The organism is Nonomuraea rhodomycinica, assembly GCF_013363995.1.
Classification (GTDB): Bacteria; Actinomycetota; Actinomycetes; order Streptosporangiales; family Streptosporangiaceae; genus Nonomuraea; species Nonomuraea rhodomycinica.
Map to the genome: position 1 here is coordinate 117,155 of NZ_JABWGO010000012.1, position 21,281 is coordinate 138,435.

Below are 21,281 nucleotides of genomic sequence, written 5' to 3' on the forward strand. Positions count from 1 at the left end.
GTGCTGCGGCGGGCACCGGCCGGGACGGCGGCGGGCACGGCCCGGCGGCGCCCCCGCCGGCCCCGCCTCCACGTGGCGGTCTTCGTCGCGCCGTTCTTCCTGGCCTTCGCGCTGTTCTACCTGGCGCCGATCGGCTACGCCGTCCACCAGAGCTTCTTCCGGCTCACCAGCAGCGGCCTCGGGCTGAGCGAGCCGGTGCTGGAGTTCGCCGGGCTGGGCAACTACGCCACCGCCCTCACCAGCCCGGCGTTCGCCGCCAGCGTGGGCCGGGTGCTGGTGTTCAGCCTCATCGAGGTGCCGGTCATGGTGGTCGCCGCCCTGGCGCTGGCCCTGCTGCTCGACTCCGCGCGGGCCCGCTTCCGGGCGTTCTTCCGGGTGTCGTTCTTCCTGCCGTACGGCGTGCCCGGCGTGATCGCCTCGCTGCTGTGGGGCTTCCTGTACGTGCCGCAGACCAGCCCGCTCATCGACGTGCTGGCCGCCGCCGGGCTGCCCCACGACTTCCTGTCGCCGCAGACGATCCTGCTGTCCATCGCCAACATCGCCACCTGGCAGTTCGCCGGCTACAACATGCTGGTGCTGATCGCCGGGTTGCAGGCCATCCCGCAGGAGCTCTACGAGGCGGCCCGCGTCGACGGGGCGAGCGAGGCGCGCATCGCCTGGCACGTCAAGGTGCCGCTGGTGCGCGCGCCGCTGATCCTCATCACGGTGTTCACGCTCATCGGCACGCTCCAGCTCTTCGTCGAGCCGCTCGTCCTCAAGCCGCTCACCACGGCCATCACCAGCGACTACACGCCCAACCTGGCCGCCTACAACCAGGCGTTCGGCCAGGCCGACATCCATCTCGCCTCGGCCGAGGCGACTCTCATCGCCGTCATGGCCTTCGTGATCTCGCTCGGGTTCCTGCGGCTGGTCAACGGGAAGGGGAACCGGGCATGGTGAGCGTGGAGGCGGGCGGGGGCCGCGCCGGTCGCCGTGACAGGGCGGGGGGCGCCGGCGGCGCGACCACGGGCCCGGCGCATCGCGTGCAGCCGGCCACCGTGGTGGTGCTGGCGCTGCTGTTCGCCGCGGCCGTCTACTTCCTGCTGCCGGTCGTGTGGGTGCTCGTCGCCGCGACCAAGAGCACCGCCGACCTGTTCGGGACGTTCGGCCTCTGGTCGCCGCGCCCGCAGCTCGGCGCCAACCTCGGCCGCCTGTTCGGCACCGGCGACGGCCTGTTCGGCCGCTGGGTCCTCAACAGCTTCCTGTACGCGGGGCTCGGCGCGCTGGCGGCCACCCTGCTGTCGGCCGCCGCGGGCTACGCCATGGCCAAGTACCCCTTCCGCGGCCGGGAGGCCCTGTTCAACCTCGTCCTCGCCGGCGTGCTGGTGCCCTCGACCGTGCTGGCCCTGCCCACGTACCTCATCTTCAGCCAGGCCGGCCTGACCGGGTCGTTCTGGTCGGTGCTGCTGCCCAGCGTGGTCAGCCCGTTCGGCGTCTACCTCGCCCGCATCCACGCCCACGCCGCCATCCCCGACGCGCTGCTGGAGTCCGCCCGGCTCGACGGCGCGGGGGAGTACCGAATCTTCTTCCGCATCGGCCTCAAGATCATGAGCCCGGCGCTGGTGACGATCTTCCTGTTCCAGTTCATCGGCGTCTGGAACAACTACTTCCTGCCCCTCGTCATGCTGTCCGACCAGCGGCTCTACCCCGTCACCCTCGGCCTGGCCCTGTGGAACTCCCAGACCTTCCGCGACCCGGCCTTCTTCGAGTTGACGGTCACCGGAGCCGCCGTGTCGGCACTCCTCCTCGTCCTCACCATGGCCTCGCTCCAGCGCTTCTGGCGCGCGGGCCTGACCGCAGGGAGCGTCAAAGGGTGAACATCCTGCCCGTGCTCAACGACAGCATCGGCTTCGGCGCCGACTACAACCCGGAGCAGTGGGCGCCGGAGGTGTGGCGCGAGGACATCCGCCTCATGCGCGAGGCCGGCGTCAGCGTCGTCACCCTCGGCATCTTCTCCTGGGCGAGCGTCGAGCCCGAGCCCGGCACGTACGACTTCGGCTGGCTGGACGAGGTCATGGACCTGCTCGGCGCGGCCGGCATCGCGGTCTCGCTGGCCACCGGCACCGCCTCGCCGCCCACCTGGCTGTCCCGGCTCCACCCCGAGACCCTGCCGGTCAACCGCGACGGCGTGCGCCTGTCGACCGGCTCGCGCCAGCACTACTGCCCCAGCTCGCCCCGCTACCGCGAGGCCGCCGCCGGCCTCGCCGGGCTGATGGCCAAGCGCTACGGCACCCACCCCGCCCTCGCGCTCTGGCACGTCGGCAACGAGTACGGCTGCCACGTCCAGGAGTGCTACTGCGACGTCTCCGCCGACGACTTCCGGAGCTGGCTGCGCGAGCGCTACGGCGACCTCGACGGCCTCAACGCCGCCTGGTCCACCACGTTCTGGTCCCAGCGCGTCTCCGACTGGGCCGACGTGCTGCCGCCCCGCACCGCGCCCACGCTGCGCAACCCGGCGCAGGAGCTCGACTACCGGCGCTTCAGCTCCGACGCGCTGCTGGCCTGCTACCGGGCCGAGCGCGCCGTCCTGCGCGAGCTCACCCCGGAGGTGCCGGTCACCACCAACATCATGGGCATGTGGGAGCCGGTCGCCGACTACGCCTCCTGGGCGCCCGACTTCGACGTGGTCGCGCTCGACCTCTACCCCGAGCCGAAGGACCCGGCCGCCCCCGTCGACGCCGCGTTCTTCCACGACCAGATGCGCTCCCTCGGCGGCGGCCGGCCGTACCTCATGATGGAGACCGCGACCGGCGCCATCAGCTACCGGCCGCCCAACCGGCCCAAACGGCCCGGCCTCAACCGGCTGTGGAGCCACCAGGCCGTCGCCCGCGGCGCCGACGCCGTCATGTACTTCCAGTGGCGGGCCTCGCCGGGCGGCGCGGAGAAGTTCCACTCCGCGGTCGTCTCCCACGGCGGGCCGCACGACCGGATCTTCCGCGAGACCGCCGCGCTCGGCGCCGAGCTGGGCGCGATGAGCGGCGTGGCCGGCACCCGCGTGCCCGCCGACGTGGCGCTCGTCTTCGACTACCCCGCCTGGTGGGCGCTGGAGCTGGACGCCCGGCCCGCCGAACTGCGCATGCCGGAGCGGGTGCGCGCCCACTACGCGCCGCTCTGGCACGAGAACGTCACGGTCGACGTGGTCCCGCCCGCGGCCGGGCTGTCCTCGTACAAGCTGGTGATCGTGCCCAATCTCTACCTGTGCGACGACGCGGCGGCCGAGGGCCTGCGGCGGTACGTCGAGGACGGCGGCCACCTGCTGATGTCGTTCTTCAGCGGGATCGCCGACGACTGCGACCGCATCCGGCTCGGCGGCCACCCCGGCGCCTTCCGCGACCTGCTCGGCCTGCGCGTGGAGGAGTTCTGGCCGCTCAGCGACGGCGAGCGGGTCGGCCTGTCCACCGGCGGCGCCGCCGACCTGTGGGCCGACCACATCGTGCCCGAGGGCGCCGAGGTGCTCGCCTCCTACACCGACGGCCCGCTCGCCGGCCTGCCCGCCGTCACCCGCCACGCGTACGGCCGGGGCACCGCCACCTACCTCGGCACCCGCCCCGCCGAGCGCTCCATGCGCGACCTCGTCCGCGACACTCTGCGCCTGGCCGGCGTCGAGCCCGTCCTGGCCGGGCTGCCCGCCGGAGTCGAGGCCGTCCGGCGCGGCGGCCACGTGTTCCTGCTCAACCACAACGACCACCCCGTACGCGCGGCCGGAGCCGAGCTGGGCCCGCTCGACGTCGCCGTCGTCCCCCTCGGGGAGATCGAGTGAGCGGCCGGTTCGCGGGCCGCCGCGCCGTCGTCACCGGCGGCGCCTCCGGCATCGGCGCGGCCACCGCCCGCCGGCTGGCCGCCGAGGGCGCCGAGGTGCTCGTGGTCGACGTCGCCGCCGAGAGCGCGGCCGAAGCCTCGGAGACCATGCCGGAGATCGTCCACCTGCGCGGCGACGTGTCCGCCGAGGAGACCTGGGAGCGGATCGCCGCCTGGGGACGCGTGGACGTGCTCGTGAGCAACGCCGCCGTCGTGGAGGTCGCCCCCGCCCACGAGACCAGCCTGGAATCGTGGAACCGTCAGCTCGGCGTCGGCCTCACCGCCGCCTTCCTGGGTGCGCGCCGGCTGCTGCCGCCGATGGCCGCCACCGGTGGCGCCGTGGTCATCACCTCCTCGGTCCACGCCGTCGTCGGGCTGCCGGGCCACCCCGCGTACGCCGCCGCCAAGGGCGGGCTGACGGCGCTCACCCGGCAGCTCGCGGTCGAGTACGGCCCGGCCGTGCGGGTCAACTGCGTGCTGCCCGGACCGGTCATGACCCCGGCCTGGGACCGGGTGGACGAGCGGGGCCGCGCCGGCAGCGTGCGCGCCACCGTCCTCGGCCGGTTCGGCGCACCGGAGGAGGTGGCCGCGGTCATCGCCTTCCTCGCCTCCGACGAGGCGTCGTTCGTCACCGGGGCCTGCCTGACGGCCGACGGCGGCTGGAGCATCGTGAAGGACTCGGCGTGATGGCGGCCTACAGCGGGCGCGGCCTGCACGGGCAGACCGTCGAGGCGATCGCCGCCATGATCTTCGGCGGCGAGTACAAGGAGGGCGACGCCCTCGACGTCGTGGCCCTCCAGGAACGGCTCGGCGTCAGCTCCACGGCGCTGCGCGAGGCGATGAAGGTGCTCACCGCCAAGGGCCTCATCGGGGCCCGGCCCAAGCTCGGCACCCACGTGCGGCCCCGCGCCGACTGGAACCTCCTCGACGGCGACGTCATCCGGTGGAAGTTCGCCGGCCGTCCCGACCCCGGGTTCCTGCACGACCTGCACGAACTGCGCTCGATCGTCGAGCCCTCGGTGGCCCGGCTCGCCGCCCAGCGCCGCACGCCCGGGCAGCTGGAGGAACTCCAGCAGGCGCTGGACCGCATGGTGGCGGCCGACGACCCCGTCGCGGCCGACCTCGACTTCCACCGGGCGCTCCTCGCCGCGGGCGGCAACGAGCTGCTCGTCCGCATGGACGTCGTCATGGGCGCCGGCCTGGCCGGCCGCGACCGGCTCGTGCACGCCGCCAACGGCGGCGACGACCCCGTACCGAGCCATCTGGCGGTGCTGGAGGCGATCAGGCGCGGCGACGCGGAGGCGGCCGAGACGGCGATGCGCGATCTGCTGGCCAAGGCGTGGCGCGACGTGGAGGGGCTGCTGTGAGCAGCGGTGCCGCTCGCGCGAGACCGCTGTGAGGCGGGGCGCCGTCGGAGGACGCCACGGCGAGTCGCGGTGACACAGGGACGGCTGTGAAACGGCGCGTGGTGGAGGAGCGGTCATGAGACGACGGCCGCCCGGAGAAGAGATCATGGGGGAGCACGCTTGAAGATCGCCAGGATCGAGACGTTCCTGGTCCCGCCGCGGTGGCTGTTCTGCCGCGTGGAGACGGACGACGGCGTCGTCGGGTGGGGCGAGCCCGTCGTCGAGGGCCGAGCCGAGGTGGTCCGCACCGCGGTCGAGGTGCTCGCCGAGTACCTCGTCGGCCAGGACGCCCTGCGCATCGAGGACCACTGGCAGGTGCTCACCAAGGGCGGCTTCTACCGGGGCGGCCCCGTCCTGTCCAGCGCCGTGGCGGGCCTGGACCAGGCACTGTGGGACATCGCCGGCAAGCACTACGGCGCGCCCGTGCACGAACTGCTCGGCGGGCCGGTCCGCGACCGTGTCCGGGTGTACGCGTGGGTCGGCGGCGACGACCCGGGCGAGCTGCGGGAGGAGATCGACAAGCAGGTCGAGGCCGGGTTCACCGCGATCAAGATGAACGGGACCGGCCTGCTGCCGCGTGCCGCGACCGCCGCCGACCTCGCCACCGTCGTCGCCCGGGCCGAGGTGGCCCGCTCCGCCCTCGGGCCCGGCCGTGACTTCGCCATCGACCTGCACGGCCGGGCCGGGGCGGCCGACGCCCGCCGGATCATCGCTGCGGTGGCGCCGCTGCATCCGATGTTCGTGGAGGAACCGCTCGCCCCCGGTCTGCTGCACCGGCTGGCCGACCTCACCGCCGCCACGGACGTGCCGATCGCGCTCGGCGAGCGCCTCTACTCGCGCTCCGACTTCCTGCCGGCGCTCACCTCCGGCCTGGCCGTGGCCCAGCCCGACATCTCCCACGCGGGCGGCGTGTCCGAGGTCAGGCGCATCGCCGCCCTCGCGGAGACGTTCGACGTGCAGATCGCGCCGCACTGCCCGCTCGGCCCCATCGCGCTGGCCGCCAGTCTCCAGGTCGGCTTCGCCACGCCCAACTTCCTCATCCAGGAGCAGAGCGCCGGCATCCACTACCACCGTGACACCGAGTTCCTCGACTACGTGCTCGACCCGGCGCCGTTCGCCTTCACCGCCGGTCACGCCCACCGCACGTCTCTGCCGGGCCTCGGCGTGGTGGTCGACGAGCCGGCGGTACGGGAGGCGGACCGGCGCGGGCACGCCTGGCGCAACCCGGTATGGCGACACGACGACGGCTCGATGGCGGAGTGGTGACATGGATGCTCTCGACCCGTTCGACCCGTTCACCCCGCTCGATCCGGTCGTCCTCGGCCACGACGGCTCGATGACGGGGCACAGGGCCGCCCGGCTCCTCGACGGCTCGAGGGCGGGTGGTGACATGGATCTGCGCGGCGGCGGCGTACTGGCGGGTGGCGGCGGGGACCCGTTCCATGACGGTTTGCTGGCAGGTGGTGGTGTGGACCGGATCCCCGCCGGTCCGACGCCCCCTGACGGTATGGATCCGCTTCACGACGGCTCGATGGCGGGGTGAGGACGTGGACCTTCTCGACGTTCTACGCCGGCGGCGGCTGCTGGCCATCGTGCGAGGCCGCGACCCGGAGGCTGCGGTGCGCACCGCGCACGTCCTGGTGGAGGAGGGCATCGACGTCCTCGAGGTGTCGCTGAGCGGTGCCGGGGCGTTGGACGTCATCGCCCGGCTCCACGCGGAGCTGGGAGCGTCGGTGACGCTGGGAGCGGGCACGGTGCTCACCGAGGCCGAGGCGGACGCTGCGCTTGAGGCCGGGGCGCGCTTCGTGGTGACACCCGCGATGAGCGCCGGGGCGGCCCGCGCCCTGTCGCTGGGGGTGCCGGCACTGGTGGGGGCGCTGACGCCCACGGAGGTGTGGCACGCGTGGCAGGCGGGGGCGACGGCCGTCAAGGTCTTCCCGGCCTCGCTGGGCGGGCCCGGCTACCTGTCGGCGCTGCGCGACCCGTTCCCGTCGATACCGCTGATCCCCGTGGGCGGGGTGACGGCCGAGCAGATCCGCCCGTACCTGGAGGCGGGTGCGGTGGCGGTGGGGGTCGGCTCGCCGTTGACGGGCGACGCCCCACACGGCAGCACATCTGGGCACGCCGTTCGGCGGGACAACGCTGCGTACGGCCGCGCCACAGAGAACAGCACCTCGCACGGTGACGTCACAAAGGACGGCACCCCGAGGGAGGGCACCTCGGGGGAGGGCACCCCGAGGGACGGCACCTCGGGGGACGGCACCCGGAGGGACGGCACCTCGGGGGACGGCACGCCAAGGGACGGCACCCCAGAGGGCGGCGCTCTGAGCGAGGGCGCCCCGGGGGACGGCGTCCCTGGGGACCGCGCCTCGCACGATGGGGTCCCATGGGACGGCGTTCTGGCTGCGCTCCGTACTCGCGGCCGACATTTCCGACATGAGGCGGACACACCATGACGACCCACCCGAACGGGGAGTCACACGGCGAGAAAGCCATGCCTGCCACCGCACACCTTCACCCGGTCATGCCTGTTCCCTCGGACATGTCCAGCACGGCACCCACAGCCTCAAGCATCCCGGCGACCACAAGAATCCCGGCCACCACCTCCCGAGCCGCGGACCTGCCCTCGACCGCACCGCCGCCCCGGGCCCTCGACCTCGTCACGCTTGGTGAGGCGATGGCGTCCCTGCATGGGGGCGGGCCGTTGCGCCTGGGAGGCAGCCTGGAGCTGTCCATGGCGGGCGCCGAGGCCAACGTGGCGATCGGCCTGGCAAGGCTCGGCCACACGGCCCGCTGGGCGGGAGTCGTGGGTGACGACGAGCTCGGCCTCCTGGTCCTGCGCACTCTTCGCGCGGAAGGCGTCGACGTCGACACCGCCAGGACGGATCCCGACCACCCGACGGGCCTGCTCGTCCAGGAACGCAGGGTGGCGACGATCACGCGCGTCCACTACTACCGCGCCGGCTCCGCGGGCTCCCGCCTCACATCCGACGACGCCACGGCTGCCCTGGCAGGCGGGGCGAGGATGCTGCACGTCACCGGCATCACCCCGGCGCTCGGCCCCGACGCCGCGTCCGCGATCGCGCACGCCGTACGGCAGGCGCGGGAGCTGGGTACGCGCGTCTGCCTCGACGTCAACCACCGGTCTCGGTTGTGGGACCGCGGTACGGCGTCACGGGCGCTGGCGGGTCTCCTGCCGTACGTGGACGTCCTGGTGGCCTCGGCGGACGAGCTGCCCCTGGTCACCGGCGGCGCCGGGCCAGCCGGTGACGGGGACGTTCCCGCGCTTCCCGCGGCCGGAACAGGCGCCGACGAGGATGTTCCCGCGCTTTTCGCTGGCGGGACAGGCGCCGACGGGGATGTTCCCGGGCTTCTCGCGGGCGGGACAGGCGCCGACGAGGATGTTCCCGGGCTTCTCGCGGGCGGGACAGGCGCCGACGAGGATGTTCCCGGGCTTCTCGCGGGCGGGACAGGCGTTGACAGGGACGTTGCCGCGCTTTTCGCGGCCGGGATCAGCGAGGTGGTCGTCAAACGCGGCGCGGCGGGCGCGGAGGCGTGGACGGCGGACGGCGGGCACGCCACATCGGGAGCGGTGCCGGTGCGGGCGGTGAACACGGTCGGCGCGGGCGACGCGTTCGTGGCCGGTTACCTGTCGGGGCTGCTGGACGGACTGCCGCTGGGGGAGCGGTTGCTGCGCGGGGTGACGGTGGGGGCGTTCGCGGTGGCGTCGGATGGCGACTGGCACGGCCTGCCGAACCGCGCCGAGCTCTCCCTCCTCGCCTTGGACGAGGGCGAAACCGTCCGCTGACCCGCTGCTCACCTGTCACCTGACCCCCAGCCGCTCGCCCCCGGCGCCCGGCTCCTGACTCCCCGGCCAGTGGCCCCCCAAGCCCGTCAGCCGGCCGTCCTTGCCGGCTCGCCGGTTCCCGGAGGGCCTCCCGGCTCTCGGGCCCCGGAGGCGATGTGGGTGGAGAGGTCGGACCATCGCACCGAAGTCGGAGAGAGGTTCGGTGGCTCATCCGAAGGTCAACCACGCCGCTCCGAAGATGGTGGCATACAGCAGCACCCGCAGCACCCAGTGGAACGCGCGCCGATCCTGGTCCGAGATGAGCCCCGCCCGCTGGTAGCTCTGCATGAGCGCCAGCGCGCCCCACTGCAGGATCATGGCCAGCCCTCCGGCCAGGACGAACACCGCGACCCGCTCCCGTACGATCCACTCGGCCAGCTTGAGCGGTCCGGATCGCCCACCGGCGACCACGAGCGCCGCGACTTCCAGCAGGGTGAGCACCAGCATGACGGCCAGTTGGACGACCAACTGCCTCGGGATGAGGCGCGCCAGCTCCTGCCGCTCCGCCGGCGAGCGGTTCTTCGCGTGATCCTGGGCCACGCTGCGCCATGTGTCGTGCACGGCGCGGAACTCGACGACCATCGCGATGAGCACGGCCGGGATGACCTGGGCCAGTAAACCGGCGTGTGAGACAAGATCCACAGGGCGGCATCCTATGGCCTGAGGGTCCCCGGGCATGGGGCGTCCGTCCAATGAGAGGTGAGCGGGAGCAGGCGATCGAGGGCGCCCACCGTTCAGGGAGACCCTGCCGAGAGCGTTGCCGTTCGCTCGCCTGGGCGGGTCACCGGCCGCCGATGAAGTACCTGGCGGGGACGAACAGCTCGTGGCCGGTGTCGAAGACCACCCGCACGCCGGAGGTCGTCCACTCGGTCGTCTTGACCGACTCAGACTCGGCGAACGTCTCGATGTCCACCCAGTGACCGTAGGAGAGGCTCGGATCCCGGCCGACGAAGATCTGGTGCGACTCCCCGACAAAGGAGCTCCGGCGGACCAGGGCCAGCAGGTGCCTCGAACCGTCGGCGTAGGCCACCGTGGCCGGCTGGTCGCTGCGGTAGACCGCTTCCCAGTGCGGCCACCGCGCCGCGACGGACAGCGCCACCCCCAGCGCGATGCCGAGAAGGACCAATCCGAGGGCCTTCATCCACCGGAACCGGTTCGGACGGCTCATCGGGAGTGGAGCCATGGTCAAGGGTGACGTCATCAACGGCCTCCAGAACGATCGACTGCATGGTTCGTCGCTCCCGGATGACGGAATGTTCGTGAACGCCGACGGTTGTCGGCCGGTTCCTCATCCTTAGAGCTCTTCGTCTTTCCGGGCCGGGCCGGCTTCAGGCGACCACGGCGACGTAAAACCTTGTCATGCCCGTGGGCGGGCCGAGCGGTCGTGGTGGGCCGGGCTCCCGCATGACGAGCCGCGCGGAAGGTCGTGACCTGCTGGAGCGACCGACCGCGGCGGCGCGACAGTGCTCACCGCGCCATCCCGGCCCGACGCCTGCACGAGGTCGTACCTCCTCACCACCGGCCGGCTCCGCCTCAGGACCGCACGCCCCCGCCGGGGGAGGCGACCATGGCGGGAGTCGCCCCCGGTAGAGGTCAGCCCGAGGCCGGCCCGGAAGGGAACCGGTCCGGAAGGGAACCGGCCTGGAAGGAACCGGTCCGGTCTGTAAGGGGCCAGGCCGAGGCCCGGCCGGAAGCACCCGCCCGTGGCGGGTCAGGTCGGGGCGGGGCTGAAGTACCCGCCCGTGAAGGGTCAGGTCGAAGCGGGGCCGGAAGGGAACCGGCCCTGCAAGGGGCCGGTTCCCAGGCCGGGACGGACGGGAAGCGCCCCGCGCCCTCAGCCCTGAGCCGCGACCGGGACGAACCCCGTGCCCGCGCGGTAGTGCGGCGACTGGTGGCGGAAGTACGTGTTGTACACCTCGCAGTACCTCCCTCCGCGGGCCAGCAGCGTCGCGTGGTCGCCCTCCTCGACGATCCGGCCGTGGTCCAGGACGATGATCCGGTCGACGTGCTCGATCGTGGACAGCCGGTGCGCGATGACGATCGACGTACGGCCAGCCAGCACCACGTCGAGGCCCTCCTGGATCTGCGCCTCCGTGAGCGGGTCGACGCTGGCCGTGGCCTCGTCCAGCACCACGATCGCCGGGTCCTGCACCAGCAGCCGGGCCAGCGCCACGAGCTGCCGCTGCCCCATGGACAGCGCCCGCCCGTGCTCGCCCACGTCCGTGGCCAGCCCGTGGGGCAGGGCCTCGATCCAGTCGCCGCCGCCGACCGCCGTCGCGGCGGCCAGCACCTCCTCGTCGGTCGCCTCGGGCCGCGGATAGCGGATGTTGTCGGCCACCGTGCCGCTGAACAGGAACGGCGCCTGCGGCACCGCGCCGATCTGCCTGCGGTACGCGCCGAGCTCCAACGTGCGGATGTCGTGGCCGTCGATCAGCAGGCGGCCCTCCTGGAACTCGTAGAAGCGGGTAATCAGCTTGCTCAGCGTGGACTTGCCGGCGCCCGTGTGGCCGACCAGCGCCACCGTCTCGCCCGCCTCGATGACCAGGTCGAAGTCACGCAGCACCGGGGCGGCCGGGTCGTAGCCGAAGGTGACCCGGTCGAACTCGATGCGCCCCGCCACCCGGCCGACGTCGCGGGCGTCGCTCTGCACGACCCGCGGCGGCGCGTCGATGAGCGCGAACACCCGCTCCGACGCCGAGAGGCCCTGCTGGAACTGCGACCAGAACGCGGCGATGGACGTCAGCGGGAACCAGAACAGCGCGACACCCTGCAGGAACAGGTACCAGTCGCCGGCCGACAGCCGCCCGCCGAGCACGGCCGTGCCGCCCAGCTGCGTCAGGGCGACCGTGGCCAGCCCCGCCACCAGGAACAGCACCGGGAAGATCGACGAGAACACGAACCCCTGTCCCAGCGTCACCTTGTAGCTCTGCTGGTTGATCGGCCGGAACTCGTCGTAGACCTGCCGCTCCTGCCGGAAGTTCTTGGCCACGGCGATGCCGCCCATGGTCTCCTGCAGGTTGGCGTTGACGCGGCTCAGCGACCGCTGCGCCCGGCGGGTGCTCGTCCGGGCGACCCGCCGGAACAGCAGCGCGATGCCCACCACGACGGGCACCACGAGCAGCGTCAGAAGCGCCAGCTCGACGCTGCGCATGAACAGCAGGACCGTCACCAGGCCCACCATGAGCACCTGGCTGATCAGGTCCATCGTCAGCGTGGAGACCGTGGCGAAGTCGTCGGTGTCGGAGGTCACCCGGCTGACGATCCGGCCCGACGGCGTCTCGTCGTAGAACGACAGGTCGCGCTGGAGCACCGCGTCGAACGCGTCCTCGCGCAGGCGCAGCACGACGTCGCCGGTGATCCGCGAGCTCTGCCACTGGCGTACGAAGTTGAACACCCAGCCGAGCCCGCCCGCCAGCAGCAGGCCGAGCGTGAGCCGCCAGCCGGTCTCGGCGATGGTGCCGTTCTGGATCTCGTCCAGACCCCAGCTCGCCACTAGCGGCATGGCGGCCTGGCTCGCGGACCCCAGCACGATCATGACGGCGACCAGCACCATCGCCCCGAGCTTCGGCAGGAAGTACGACAGGATGCGGCGCAGCAGCTCGCGGTCGCCGTAGGTGCGGTCGTAGTCCTCGGCGTCGAGGCCGTCCATGATGAAGCCCATCAGCGCACCCCTCCCTGCTCGCCGGCCATCGCCTGACCCGCCTCCTCCAGATCCGCGTCCAACAGATCTTCGTCCTGCGGATCCTTGTCCCGTTGATCCGCGTCCCGTGGATCGACGTCCCGGCCGCCGGCGAGCCCCTCCCGGCCGCCGCCGGTGGCGTCCTGGTCGTCGCCGGGCGCGTGCTGGTCGCCGCCGGGCGCGTGCCGGTCGTCGGTGAGTGCGGCGCGGCCGTCGTCCAGGTCGACCTCGTCGTAGTGGGAGAAGATCCGCCGGTAGAGGCGGCTGCGGGCGATCAGTTCGTCGTGCGTGCCGTAGTCGGCCAGCTCGCCGCGTCTCAGCAGCAGCACCTTGTCGGCCCAGCGGATCTGGGACAGGCGGTGCGTGATGAGCAGCGTGGTGCGCCCCTCCTGGATGCGGCCGATCGCCTGCTGGATCCGGTCCTCGGTGGCGGAGTCGATGGCGCTCGTCGAGTCGTCCAGGACGAGGATCGCCGGGTCGGTCAGCAGCGCCCGCGCGATCGCCAGCCGCTGGCGCTGCCCGCCCGACAGCGTGACGCCCCGCTCGCCGATGACCGTGTCGTACCCGTCGGACAGCTCACCGATGAACTCGGCCGCCTGCGCGTCCTCGGCCGCCCGCACCACGGCCTCGCGGTCGGCCCGCTGGCCCAGGCTGAAGGCGATGTTCTCGGCCACCGAGCGCGAGAACAGCACGATGTCCTGCTCGATCGTGGAGATCTGGGAGCGCAGCGAGTCGAGGTCCCAGTCGCGGACGTCCACCCCGTCGATGAGGATGCGGCCCGCGGTGACGTCGTAGATGCGGGGGACGAGCTTGGTGAGCGTGCTCTTGCCGGAGCCCGTCTCGCCGACGACGGCCACGGTCTCGCCCGGCCGCACGGTGAACGACACGCCGCGCAGCGCCGGCTCGCCCTCGCCGTAGCCGAAGGTGACGTCCTCGAAGACGATCTCGCCGCCGATCGGCGCGGTGTGGCCGTCGGCGCGCTGCGCCAGCTCGCTCTCGGACGTCATGATGTCGAGGATCCGGCGCGAGGAGACGATGCCGATCTGCACCAGCGAGAACGTGAAGATCGAGATCTGGGTGGGGAAGCCGAGCATGGCCATGAGCCCCATGAACGCCACCAGATCCCCGGTGCTGATCAGCCCGGACCCGTGCAGGGCCAGGCCGTGCCACAGCGCCCCGGCCATCGCGAACGCGAACAGCAGCGTCGGCAGGTAGCGGGCCTGCACCAGGCCGTTGCGCGCGAAGGAGTCGCGGTAGCGGCGCGCGTACGACCGGAAACGCCGCCGTTCCTGCTCCTCCTGCGCCGTCACCTTGATCACTTCGATGCCGCGCACCGCCTGGCTGAGCGCGGCGTTGAGGTCGCCGAACTCCTCCCGCATGCGGGTCGCCACGGGGTTGAGCCGCCGCATGTAGTGCCAGAGCGCCGCCACGAACACCACGGCGAAGATCCCGGGCACGAGCAGCAGCCGCGGGTCGACCGCCCCGATGAAGAACAGCGGCACGATGCCGGTGAGCCCGGAGTCGACGATGAGGTCGAGGCCCGGGGTGACCATGGTGGAGAGCTGCCGGATGTCGTTGGCCGCCCGCGCCATGAGGTCGCCCACCCGCTGCCGGTTGTGGAACGTCTGGCTCTTGCCCAGCAGGCTCACGTAGAGCTCGTCACGGGCGTCGCGCTCCAGCCGCTTGGCCAGCACCTCGCTCGACATCCGGGCGACCAGGTCGAACACGCCGCGCGCCAGCACGATCGCCAGCAGCGCCAGCACGATCGGCCGCAGCGCGTCCGCGGGCTCGCCCCGCTGGCCCAGCACGGCGTCGAACGCGTCGCCGGTCAGGGACGGCACGGTCGCGTTGAGCACCACCATGACCAGAGACCCGCCGAGGAAGCCGGTCAGGTGCAGGGGCTGGCGGCGCAGATGGGACCAGAGCCAGCGGACCGGGCCGCGACGGTCGTGGCGCGGGCCGGAGACGGAGAACTCCGGCGTGCTGTTGGAGGTCACAGGCCAAGCTCCCCGAGGCGGCAGGCGGATGGGTATCGAACCTGTTTTCTATCACCGGGCACCGACAGATTCACACTGCATTTCCGGCCGCCGAGCTCGGCCGTGCCCGGGGATTTGCCGCCGCTGTGCGTGGCGCCGCGCCGCTGCTTCCACCGTTGTCCCTGGCGCCGCGCCGCTGCTCCCGCCGCGCCACCACGGCCGCCCGGCAGCCCGTACGCCTGGGAGACTCCCACGAGACCCCGGCGATGGATGTCCTGCTCCTTGCAAGAGCCCGCCATGAGCCCGTACGCCCGCGAGCGACGCCGTACCCCGGCGGCGAGCCCGCCCCGTACGCCCACGGAGGACGCCGTACGGCGACCGGAGACCCCCGGAAGTAAGGGCAATAAACACGAACACCCCAGGTCGCATGACCTGGGGTGAGGTGTGGTGGACGATACTGGGATTGAACCAGTGACCTCTTCCGTGTCAGGGAAGCGCTCTCCCGCTGAGCTAATCGTCCGTTGCCGAGGTGGAGACGGGATTTGAACCCGTGTAGACGGCTTTGCAGGCCGCTGCCTCGCCTCTCGGCCACTCCACCGAGCCGGAAGCTCCGAGCGGAAGACGGGATTCGAACCCGCGACCCTCACCTTGGCAAGGTGATGCTCTACCACTGAGCCACTTCCGCGTCGCCGCCGCTGTGTTGCGGTGACGAGAGAACTCTAGCGAATCCTGGCCGAGTCCCCAAACCGGAGGTCGCCGACCTGCTCCGCGTACCAGACGACGCCGGCGACGTGCTCGGCGATCTGGCGCAGCGTCCAGTTGGGGTCGCGGGGGACGTCCCAGGCGTCAGGGACGGTCGCGTAGCGGTTGACGTAGGACTGGGCGAGGCGGGGCCAGCGGGAACGCGCCTCGGCGAGGTCCAGCTCGGTGAAGCGGGCCCAGTCCGCGTCCAGCGTCACCATGCGGCCGTGCCAGGGGTCGGGCGCGGGGGCGGCGCCGGCGAGCAGGGCCTCCACCTCGGCGAGGTGGTCGATCAGGTGGTCCTGGATGCGGCGGGCCGCCTTGGCGGGGGTCCACAGGTTGGCGCCGTCGGTCAGGATCGGACGGCCGTCCCAGGCGAGCCAGGTCTCGGCCAGGGCGAGGCATCGGTCCACGGAGTCGGCCACGAGGAGCGCGGGGTTGTCGGTCATGGCGCCGATCGTGCACCGGAAGCACTCAAACGGCGGTCGAAGCATGTCCGCCGGGGGAGGCGCGGGTGCCACCGCGATCGCGTGGGGTGTCCCCGCCGCGTGGGCGCCCGCATCCTTCGGCCTGCGGCGAAACGTGCCCCGGCTAGGGTCGGGGGCATGGCAGCAATGGAGCACGTCGCGGCCGACGCCGACATCGCGCCCGTCGCGGCGCTCATCGCGGACCCCACCCGGGCCGCCATCCTCACGGCCCTGCTCGGCGGCCAGGCGCTGGCCGCCGGGGAGCTGGCCCGGATGGCGGGGGTGAGCGCCGCCACCGCGAGCGCGCACCTGTCGCGCCTGCTGGACGGCGCTCTGGTCGCCGTCGTACGGCAGGGCCGCCACCGCTACTACCGGCTGGCCGGGCCCGAGATCGCCGAGGTGCTGGAGGTGCTGGCCAGGGTCGGCGGGCGCCCGCCCGTGCGCTCCCTGCGCCAGTCGCGGCAGGCGCGCATGCTGGAGGAGGCCCGCACCTGCTACGACCATCTGGCCGGACGCGCCGGGGTCGGCCTGTTCGATCGGCTGCGCGAGGCCGGCTGCCTCGCCGGGGAGGAGGTGACCCCGGAGGGGGAGCGCCTGCTCGGCGGCCTGGGCGTGGACGTCGAAGGGGCGCGCCGCGCCAGGCGCCGCTTCGCCCCGGAATGCCTCGACTGGACCGAACGGCGGGCCCACCTCGGCGGTGCGCTCGGCGCCGCGATCACCGCCGTGCTGTTCGAACGCGGCTGGTACGTCAGAGGCCCCGTCCCCCGGGCGGTGAACCTCACCGACGCGGGCAGGGAGGGGCTGGCGGCGCTGTTCTCCGGTAAGGAGCTAACATCGCATACGCCGGTTACCTGAACGAGAGAGAACACCATGCGCGACAACGGAGTCGTGAACGTCGGCCCCGAACCCCTCACCTTCGACGACGTCATCCGGGTGGCCCGGCTCGGCGCCGCGGTCGAGCTCACCGACGACGCCGTGGCGGCGGTCGCGGCGGCGCGGCAGCGGGTGGACGAGCTGGCCGAGAGTCCCGTCCCCGCCTACGGCGTCTCGACCGGCTTCGGTGCGCTCGCCACGCGGCACATCGACCCGGCGCTGCGCGCCCAGCTCCAGCGGTCGCTGGTCCGCTCGCACGCGGCCGGCAGCGGCCCCGAGGTGGAGACCGAGGTGGTGCGCGCGCTCATGCTGCTGCGCCTGCACACGCTGGCCACCGGGCACACCGGCATCCGGCCGACGACCGCCAAGACCCTGGCCGCGCTCATCAGCGCCGGCATCACGCCCGTCGTGCACGAGTACGGCAGCCTCGGCTGCTCCGGCGACCTGGCCCCGCTGGCCCACGTGGCGCTGGCCCTCATGGGGGAGGGCCCGGTCCGCGACGCCTCCGGGCGGCTCACCTCGGCCGCCGAGGCGCTCAAGCAGGCCGGCATCGAGCCGGTCGAGCTGGCCGCCAAGGAGGGTCTCGCGCTCATCAACGGCACGGACGGCATGCTCGGCATGCTGATCCTGGCCATCGACGACCTCACCCGCCTGGTCAGGACCGCCGACGTCAGCGCCGCGATGAGCGTCGAGGCGCTGCTCGGCACCGACCGCGTCTTCGCCCCGGAGCTCCAGGCGCTGCGCCCGCACCCGGGCCAGGCCCGGGCCGCGGCCAACATGACGAAGATCCTGGCCGGCTCTGCCATCATGGAGAGCCACCGCGACCCCAACGCCTGCACCCGCGTCCAGGACGCCTACTCCCTGCGCTGCGCCCCCCAGGTCGCCGGCGCGGCCCGCGACACGATCGCCCACGCCTCCAACGTCGCCACCTGGGAGCTGGCCAGCGCCGTCGACAACCCGGCCGTGCTCGCCGACGGCCGCGTCGAGTCCAACGGCAACTTCCACGGCGCCCCGGTCGCGTACGCGCTGGACTTCCTGGCCATCGTCGCCGCCGACCTCGCCTCCATGTCCGAACGCCGCACGGACCGCTTCCTCGACGTGGCCCGCAACCACGGGCTGCCCGCGTTCCTGGCCGACGACCCCGGCGTCGACTCCGGCCACATGATCGCCCAGTACACCCAGGCGGCCATCGTCTCCGAGCTCAAGCGGCTGGCCGCGCCGGCCAGCGTCGACTCGATCCCCAGCTCGGCCATGCAGGAGGACCACGTCTCGATGGGCTGGTCGGCGGCGCGCAAGCTCCGCCGGTCCGTCGACGGCCTGACGCGGGTGCTGGCGATCGAGGTGCTGACCGCCGCCCGCGCGCTCGACCTGCGCGCCCCGCTGACGCCCGCCCCGGCCACGGCGGCCGTGGTCAAGGCGCTGCGCGAGACCGTGCCGGGTCCGGGCCCGGACCGGTTCCTGGCGCCGGAGATCGACGCGGCGGTCCGCTCGGTGGCGGACGGCTCGGTGATCGCCGCCGTGGAGGCGGTCACGGGCCCGCTCGACTGAGCCGGGGTCAGCTCGGGACCGCGCCGCCCCCGCAGCCCGCGCCGATCCGGCCCGTCTCGAAGTACCGGACCACGTCGGCGGCGCACCCGGGCACCCGGGTGGTCGACACGTGCACGTCGTCGGCGACCGTGTAGACGGTGCCGCCGACGGCGCGCCGCGTCTGCAGCGTCCAGTCGTAGACGGACATGAACTCGTACAGGTGCCCGGCCAGGACCAGTGACCCGCCGCCCCGCTTCAACGCGACCTGCTGCACCGGCAGCGGCCAACCGGCGCACATGCCACCGACTCCCCAGGACCGGCCGGTCGCCGGATGGCGCTTCACGAGCCGCCGGTAGTCACGCCAGGCGGTGTCGAAACCGACCCGGCTGCCGTCCTCGTTGCACGCGACGGCCAGGTTCATGGTCATGTTCAGCGTCTCGGGCGCGCCGGGGACGGGCGTCCCCGTCATCGGGGCGCCGAGCAGCTCCTTGACGGTGGGCGGGGCGGTGGTGCCCGTCGCCGTCCGCAGTTCGGCCAGCGCCCTGCCCGCGCGCGTCCACTCGGTCGAGTTGCGCTTGGCCAGGTCGGCGACGGCCGAGCCGTCGACGGGCCGCCGCACGTCAGTGTAGATCTTGGGATTCTTGTCGTACGCGCGGACCAGCTTCGCCACCTCCTCGCGCACCTGCCGGGCGGTGGCGCCGAGACCGTAGGTCGCATCGCGGCGGGCCAGCCAGGCGGCCATGCGCCCGAAGTCGCGCTCGGCCGCCTCCGCGCTGTCCTTCATATGCTCGTCGAGACGGGTCCACGGCGGCGCCACGCTGTCCAGGAAGGCCCGTCCGGTGTGCTCGGGGAACCGGCTGCGGTACACCATGCCCAGGTAGGTGCCCCAGGAGAAGCCGAGCAGGTTGAGCGTGCGCTCGCCCAGGGCGGTCCGCACCAGGTCCAGGTCCTGGGCCACGCTCTCGGTGGTGAGCTGTCCGAGGAAGGCGGGGTCGGAGCGTCCGCACTCCTGGTTGGCGGCGACCTGGGCGTCGTAGATCTTCCTGGCCGCCTCCTCGGTGAGCGTGCCCGGTTCCTGCGGGCCCACGGGCGAGACGGGGCAGGCGACCTTGGTGCTGTAGCCCACCCCGCGCGGGTCGAAGCCGATGATGTCGTATCGCTCGTTGGCCTTGGCCATCTGCTCGTTCCTGAGCGCGACCCGCAGGACCGGGTCCAGGTATCCACTGTTGCCCGGCCCTCCTGGCAGGACGGCGATGGCGCCGAGCCGGCGGGTCTCGTCCGTGGCGGCCAGCCGGGTCACCGCGATGTCGATCTTCCGCCCGCCGGGGTCCCGATGGTTCAGCGGGACGCTGACCGTCCCGCACTCCAGGCGCTTCATCAGGGCGCGGAAGGCCGGGATCTGCTCCTCGGTCACGCGCAGGCTCCGGATCACCTCATCGGAGTAGGCGGGGCAGGATGTCCACTGGACGGACGGCGCGCCGGAGCCCGGGCCGGGGGTGGCGCTCGCCCTCGGGCCGGCGTCCGCGCCGGCGCCCGCCGGGGAAGGATGCGCCACCAGCCCCGCGAGCGCCAGCGCGAATGCCGTCAGTGATGTTCGGTACGTCATGCGGATCAGAGATAGCGGTGATCTTGCTAGATCCGGATAAGGAGACGCCGGTGATCGCTCACGGCAGGGCCGCGATCACGTCCACCTCCAGCAGCAGCCCCGGCATGAACAGCCGCGGCACCTCGACGGTCGTGCTGGCGGGCGGCGTCCCGGTGATGTACTTGCGCCGCACCGCGCCGTACTCCATCCGCAGGTCCATGTCCGTCAGGTACGTCCGGATGAACGTGACGTCCTCGAACGTCGCCCCCTGGTCGGCCAGGATGCGCTCCAGGTTCCGGAAGACGTGCTCGGCCTGGACGGTCATGTCGCCCTCGCCCACCACGCGGTGCCCCTCGTCGAGGGCGGCCTGCCCCGACACGTAGAGCGTGTCGCCGGCCCGGACGGCGTGGGAGTACATGCCGTTCGTGGCCGGGACGGTCGGCGGGTTCAGCGGCACGGCCCTCGGCGCGCGCCCCGTCCGCGCGCCGTCACCGGCCTCCGGCGAGTGCGCGTGCGGCGTGGAGGGGCCTTCCAGGTGGGGCGCGATCGCCGTGAGGTCGCGCCCGCCCAGCCCGGCGGCCTCGGCCTCCTGGAGCCGCCTGCGGGCCGCGGTGGCCAGCGTCGCCTCCGGCCAGGCCGCGAGGCTGAGGTCCTTGGCCGCCAGCCCGAGGGCGTACCGGGTCTCCGCCGCGGGCACGCGCAACCGCTCCGACAGCGGCCCGATCGGGGTGCCCGCGAGCACGTCGGCCAGCACCTCGCGCGGCACGCCGTGCGCCGTGCCGTACGCGAACGTCTCGGCGATCAGCACCTGGGCCGGGACGATCGCGCTCATGACGGCGACCTTCAGCGCGGCGGCCGCCCCCAGCGGCCCGGCCTCCCGCACGGTGCCGAACACCGACAGCACCTCCCGGACCTTCGCCGCCACCGGCGCGTCGAGCCCGTCCAGCCCTCCGGCCAGGACGGTCAGCGTGCCGTCCGCGGCCGGCCCGACGCTGCCGAGCACGGGAGCGTCCACGAGGCCGGTGGACGCCGGCAGCAGCGCCCGCAGCTCCCGCACCGCCTCCGGGCCGATCGTCGACATCTCCACCACCGTCGCCCCGGGAGCCAGCCCGGGCAGCGCCGCCGCCAGCACCTCGCGGACCGCGGCCGGGTCGCGCAGCATCGTGACGACCAGGTCGGCGCCCCGCACCGCCTCGGCGGCCGTCACGCCCGTGCCCCGGCGCCACACCGTCACCGGGTGGCCGGCGTCGGCGAGGCGCCGCGCCATGGGGACGCCCATCCGCCCCTGTCCAAGAAAAGTGATCTTTCCAAAGATATTTCCGTTGAATGCGGTCATGTGATCA

At 72.9% G+C, this 21,281-nt stretch carries 18 protein-coding genes and 3 tRNA genes; 11 read left to right on the forward strand and 10 right to left on the reverse strand.

Going from position 1 to position 21,281, the window contains the following annotated elements:
* From HT134_RS35995 to HT134_RS36035, 9 genes are all read left to right on the forward strand, one after another.
* Complete coding sequence (locus tag HT134_RS35995; protein ID WP_312888695.1) at positions 1 to 939, forward strand: carbohydrate ABC transporter permease; 939 nt, start codon at positions 1 to 3, stop codon at positions 937 to 939.
* On the forward strand, positions 933 to 1,856 hold the full coding sequence (locus HT134_RS36000) for a carbohydrate ABC transporter permease (RefSeq protein ID WP_175604947.1): 924 nt from the start codon (positions 933 to 935) through the stop codon (positions 1,854 to 1,856). Before HT134_RS35995 ends, HT134_RS36000 begins: the two co-directional genes overlap by 7 nt.
* Complete coding sequence (locus HT134_RS46340) at positions 1,853 to 3,799, forward strand: beta-galactosidase (RefSeq protein WP_312888697.1); 1,947 nt, start codon at positions 1,853 to 1,855, stop codon at positions 3,797 to 3,799. Before HT134_RS36000 ends, HT134_RS46340 begins: the two co-directional genes overlap by 4 nt.
* Positions 3,796 to 4,524, forward strand: coding sequence for an SDR family NAD(P)-dependent oxidoreductase (locus tag HT134_RS46345; RefSeq protein ID WP_175604948.1), 729 nt, complete (start codon positions 3,796 to 3,798; stop codon positions 4,522 to 4,524). The genes HT134_RS46340 and HT134_RS46345 overlap by 4 nt, the downstream gene beginning before the upstream one ends.
* Positions 4,524 to 5,204 (forward strand): FadR/GntR family transcriptional regulator, encoded by a 681-nt coding sequence (locus tag HT134_RS36015; RefSeq protein WP_175604949.1) that lies wholly within the window; start codon positions 4,524 to 4,526, stop codon positions 5,202 to 5,204. The genes HT134_RS46345 and HT134_RS36015 overlap by 1 nt, the downstream gene beginning before the upstream one ends.
* 159 nt (positions 5,205 to 5,363) lie before the next feature.
* On the forward strand, positions 5,364 to 6,509 hold the full coding sequence (gene dgoD, locus HT134_RS36020; RefSeq protein ID WP_175604950.1) for a galactonate dehydratase: 1,146 nt from the start codon (positions 5,364 to 5,366) through the stop codon (positions 6,507 to 6,509).
* A 1-nt stretch (position 6,510) separates the two neighbouring features.
* On the forward strand, positions 6,511 to 6,786 hold the full coding sequence (locus HT134_RS36025) for a hypothetical protein (RefSeq protein WP_175604951.1): 276 nt from the start codon (positions 6,511 to 6,513) through the stop codon (positions 6,784 to 6,786).
* Positions 6,787 to 6,790: 4 nt separating this feature from the next.
* On the forward strand, positions 6,791 to 7,699 hold the full coding sequence (locus tag HT134_RS44945) for a bifunctional 4-hydroxy-2-oxoglutarate aldolase/2-dehydro-3-deoxy-phosphogluconate aldolase (protein WP_217708779.1): 909 nt from the start codon (positions 6,791 to 6,793) through the stop codon (positions 7,697 to 7,699).
* 221 nt (positions 7,700 to 7,920) lie between these two features.
* Complete coding sequence (locus HT134_RS36035) at positions 7,921 to 9,051, forward strand: sugar kinase (protein ID WP_175604952.1); 1,131 nt, start codon at positions 7,921 to 7,923, stop codon at positions 9,049 to 9,051.
* A 207-nt stretch (positions 9,052 to 9,258) separates the two neighbouring features.
* Here HT134_RS36035 and HT134_RS36040 read toward each other — a convergent pair whose 3' ends face one another.
* From HT134_RS36040 to HT134_RS36075, 8 genes are all read right to left on the reverse strand, one after another.
* Positions 9,259 to 9,732, reverse strand: coding sequence for a hypothetical protein (locus tag HT134_RS36040; protein ID WP_175604953.1), 474 nt, complete (start codon positions 9,730 to 9,732; stop codon positions 9,259 to 9,261).
* 139 nt (positions 9,733 to 9,871) lie between these two features.
* On the reverse strand, positions 9,872 to 10,258 hold the full coding sequence (locus tag HT134_RS36045; protein ID WP_217708780.1) for a hypothetical protein: 387 nt from the start codon (positions 10,256 to 10,258) through the stop codon (positions 9,872 to 9,874).
* Between the two features lie 666 nt (positions 10,259 to 10,924).
* Positions 10,925 to 12,751 carry an ABC transporter ATP-binding protein gene (locus HT134_RS36050; protein WP_175604955.1) on the reverse strand — a complete coding sequence of 609 codons (1,827 nt, stop codon included), beginning with the start codon at positions 12,749 to 12,751 and terminating at the stop codon, positions 10,925 to 10,927.
* Positions 12,751 to 14,766, reverse strand: coding sequence for an ABC transporter ATP-binding protein (locus HT134_RS36055; RefSeq protein WP_312888698.1), 2,016 nt, complete (start codon positions 14,764 to 14,766; stop codon positions 12,751 to 12,753). Before HT134_RS36055 ends, HT134_RS36050 begins: the two co-directional genes overlap by 1 nt.
* 424 nt (positions 14,767 to 15,190) lie before the next feature.
* A tRNA-Val gene (locus HT134_RS36060) sits at positions 15,191 to 15,265 on the reverse strand.
* 7 nt (positions 15,266 to 15,272) lie between these two features.
* Positions 15,273 to 15,343, reverse strand: a tRNA-Cys gene (locus HT134_RS36065).
* Between the two features lie 15 nt (positions 15,344 to 15,358).
* Positions 15,359 to 15,430: transfer RNA gene (locus HT134_RS36070), tRNA-Gly, on the reverse strand.
* A gap of 34 nt (positions 15,431 to 15,464) precedes the next feature.
* Positions 15,465 to 15,935 carry a hypothetical protein gene (locus HT134_RS36075; RefSeq protein ID WP_175604956.1) on the reverse strand — a complete coding sequence of 157 codons (471 nt, stop codon included), beginning with the start codon at positions 15,933 to 15,935 and terminating at the stop codon, positions 15,465 to 15,467.
* Between the two features lie 156 nt (positions 15,936 to 16,091).
* Here HT134_RS36075 and HT134_RS36080 point away from each other — a divergent pair, with 156 nt between their 5' ends.
* Both HT134_RS36080 and hutH read left to right on the forward strand, forming a co-directional pair.
* Positions 16,092 to 16,808, forward strand: coding sequence for an ArsR/SmtB family transcription factor (locus HT134_RS36080; protein ID WP_246366193.1), 717 nt, complete (start codon positions 16,092 to 16,094; stop codon positions 16,806 to 16,808).
* Between the two features lie 15 nt (positions 16,809 to 16,823).
* Positions 16,824 to 18,374 (forward strand): histidine ammonia-lyase, encoded by a 1,551-nt coding sequence (hutH, locus tag HT134_RS36085; RefSeq protein ID WP_175604957.1) that lies wholly within the window; start codon positions 16,824 to 16,826, stop codon positions 18,372 to 18,374.
* A gap of 7 nt (positions 18,375 to 18,381) precedes the next feature.
* Here hutH and HT134_RS36090 read toward each other — a convergent pair whose 3' ends face one another.
* Entirely contained in the window at positions 18,382 to 19,959 is a 1,578-nt protein-coding gene (locus HT134_RS36090) for an alpha/beta fold hydrolase (protein ID WP_175604958.1), read from the reverse strand.
* A 58-nt stretch (positions 19,960 to 20,017) separates the two neighbouring features.
* Positions 20,018 to 21,274, reverse strand: a complete 1,257-nt coding sequence (locus HT134_RS36095) for a Rid family hydrolase (protein WP_175604959.1) — start codon at positions 21,272 to 21,274, stop codon at positions 20,018 to 20,020.
* Between the last annotated feature and the right edge of the window lie 7 nt (positions 21,275 to 21,281).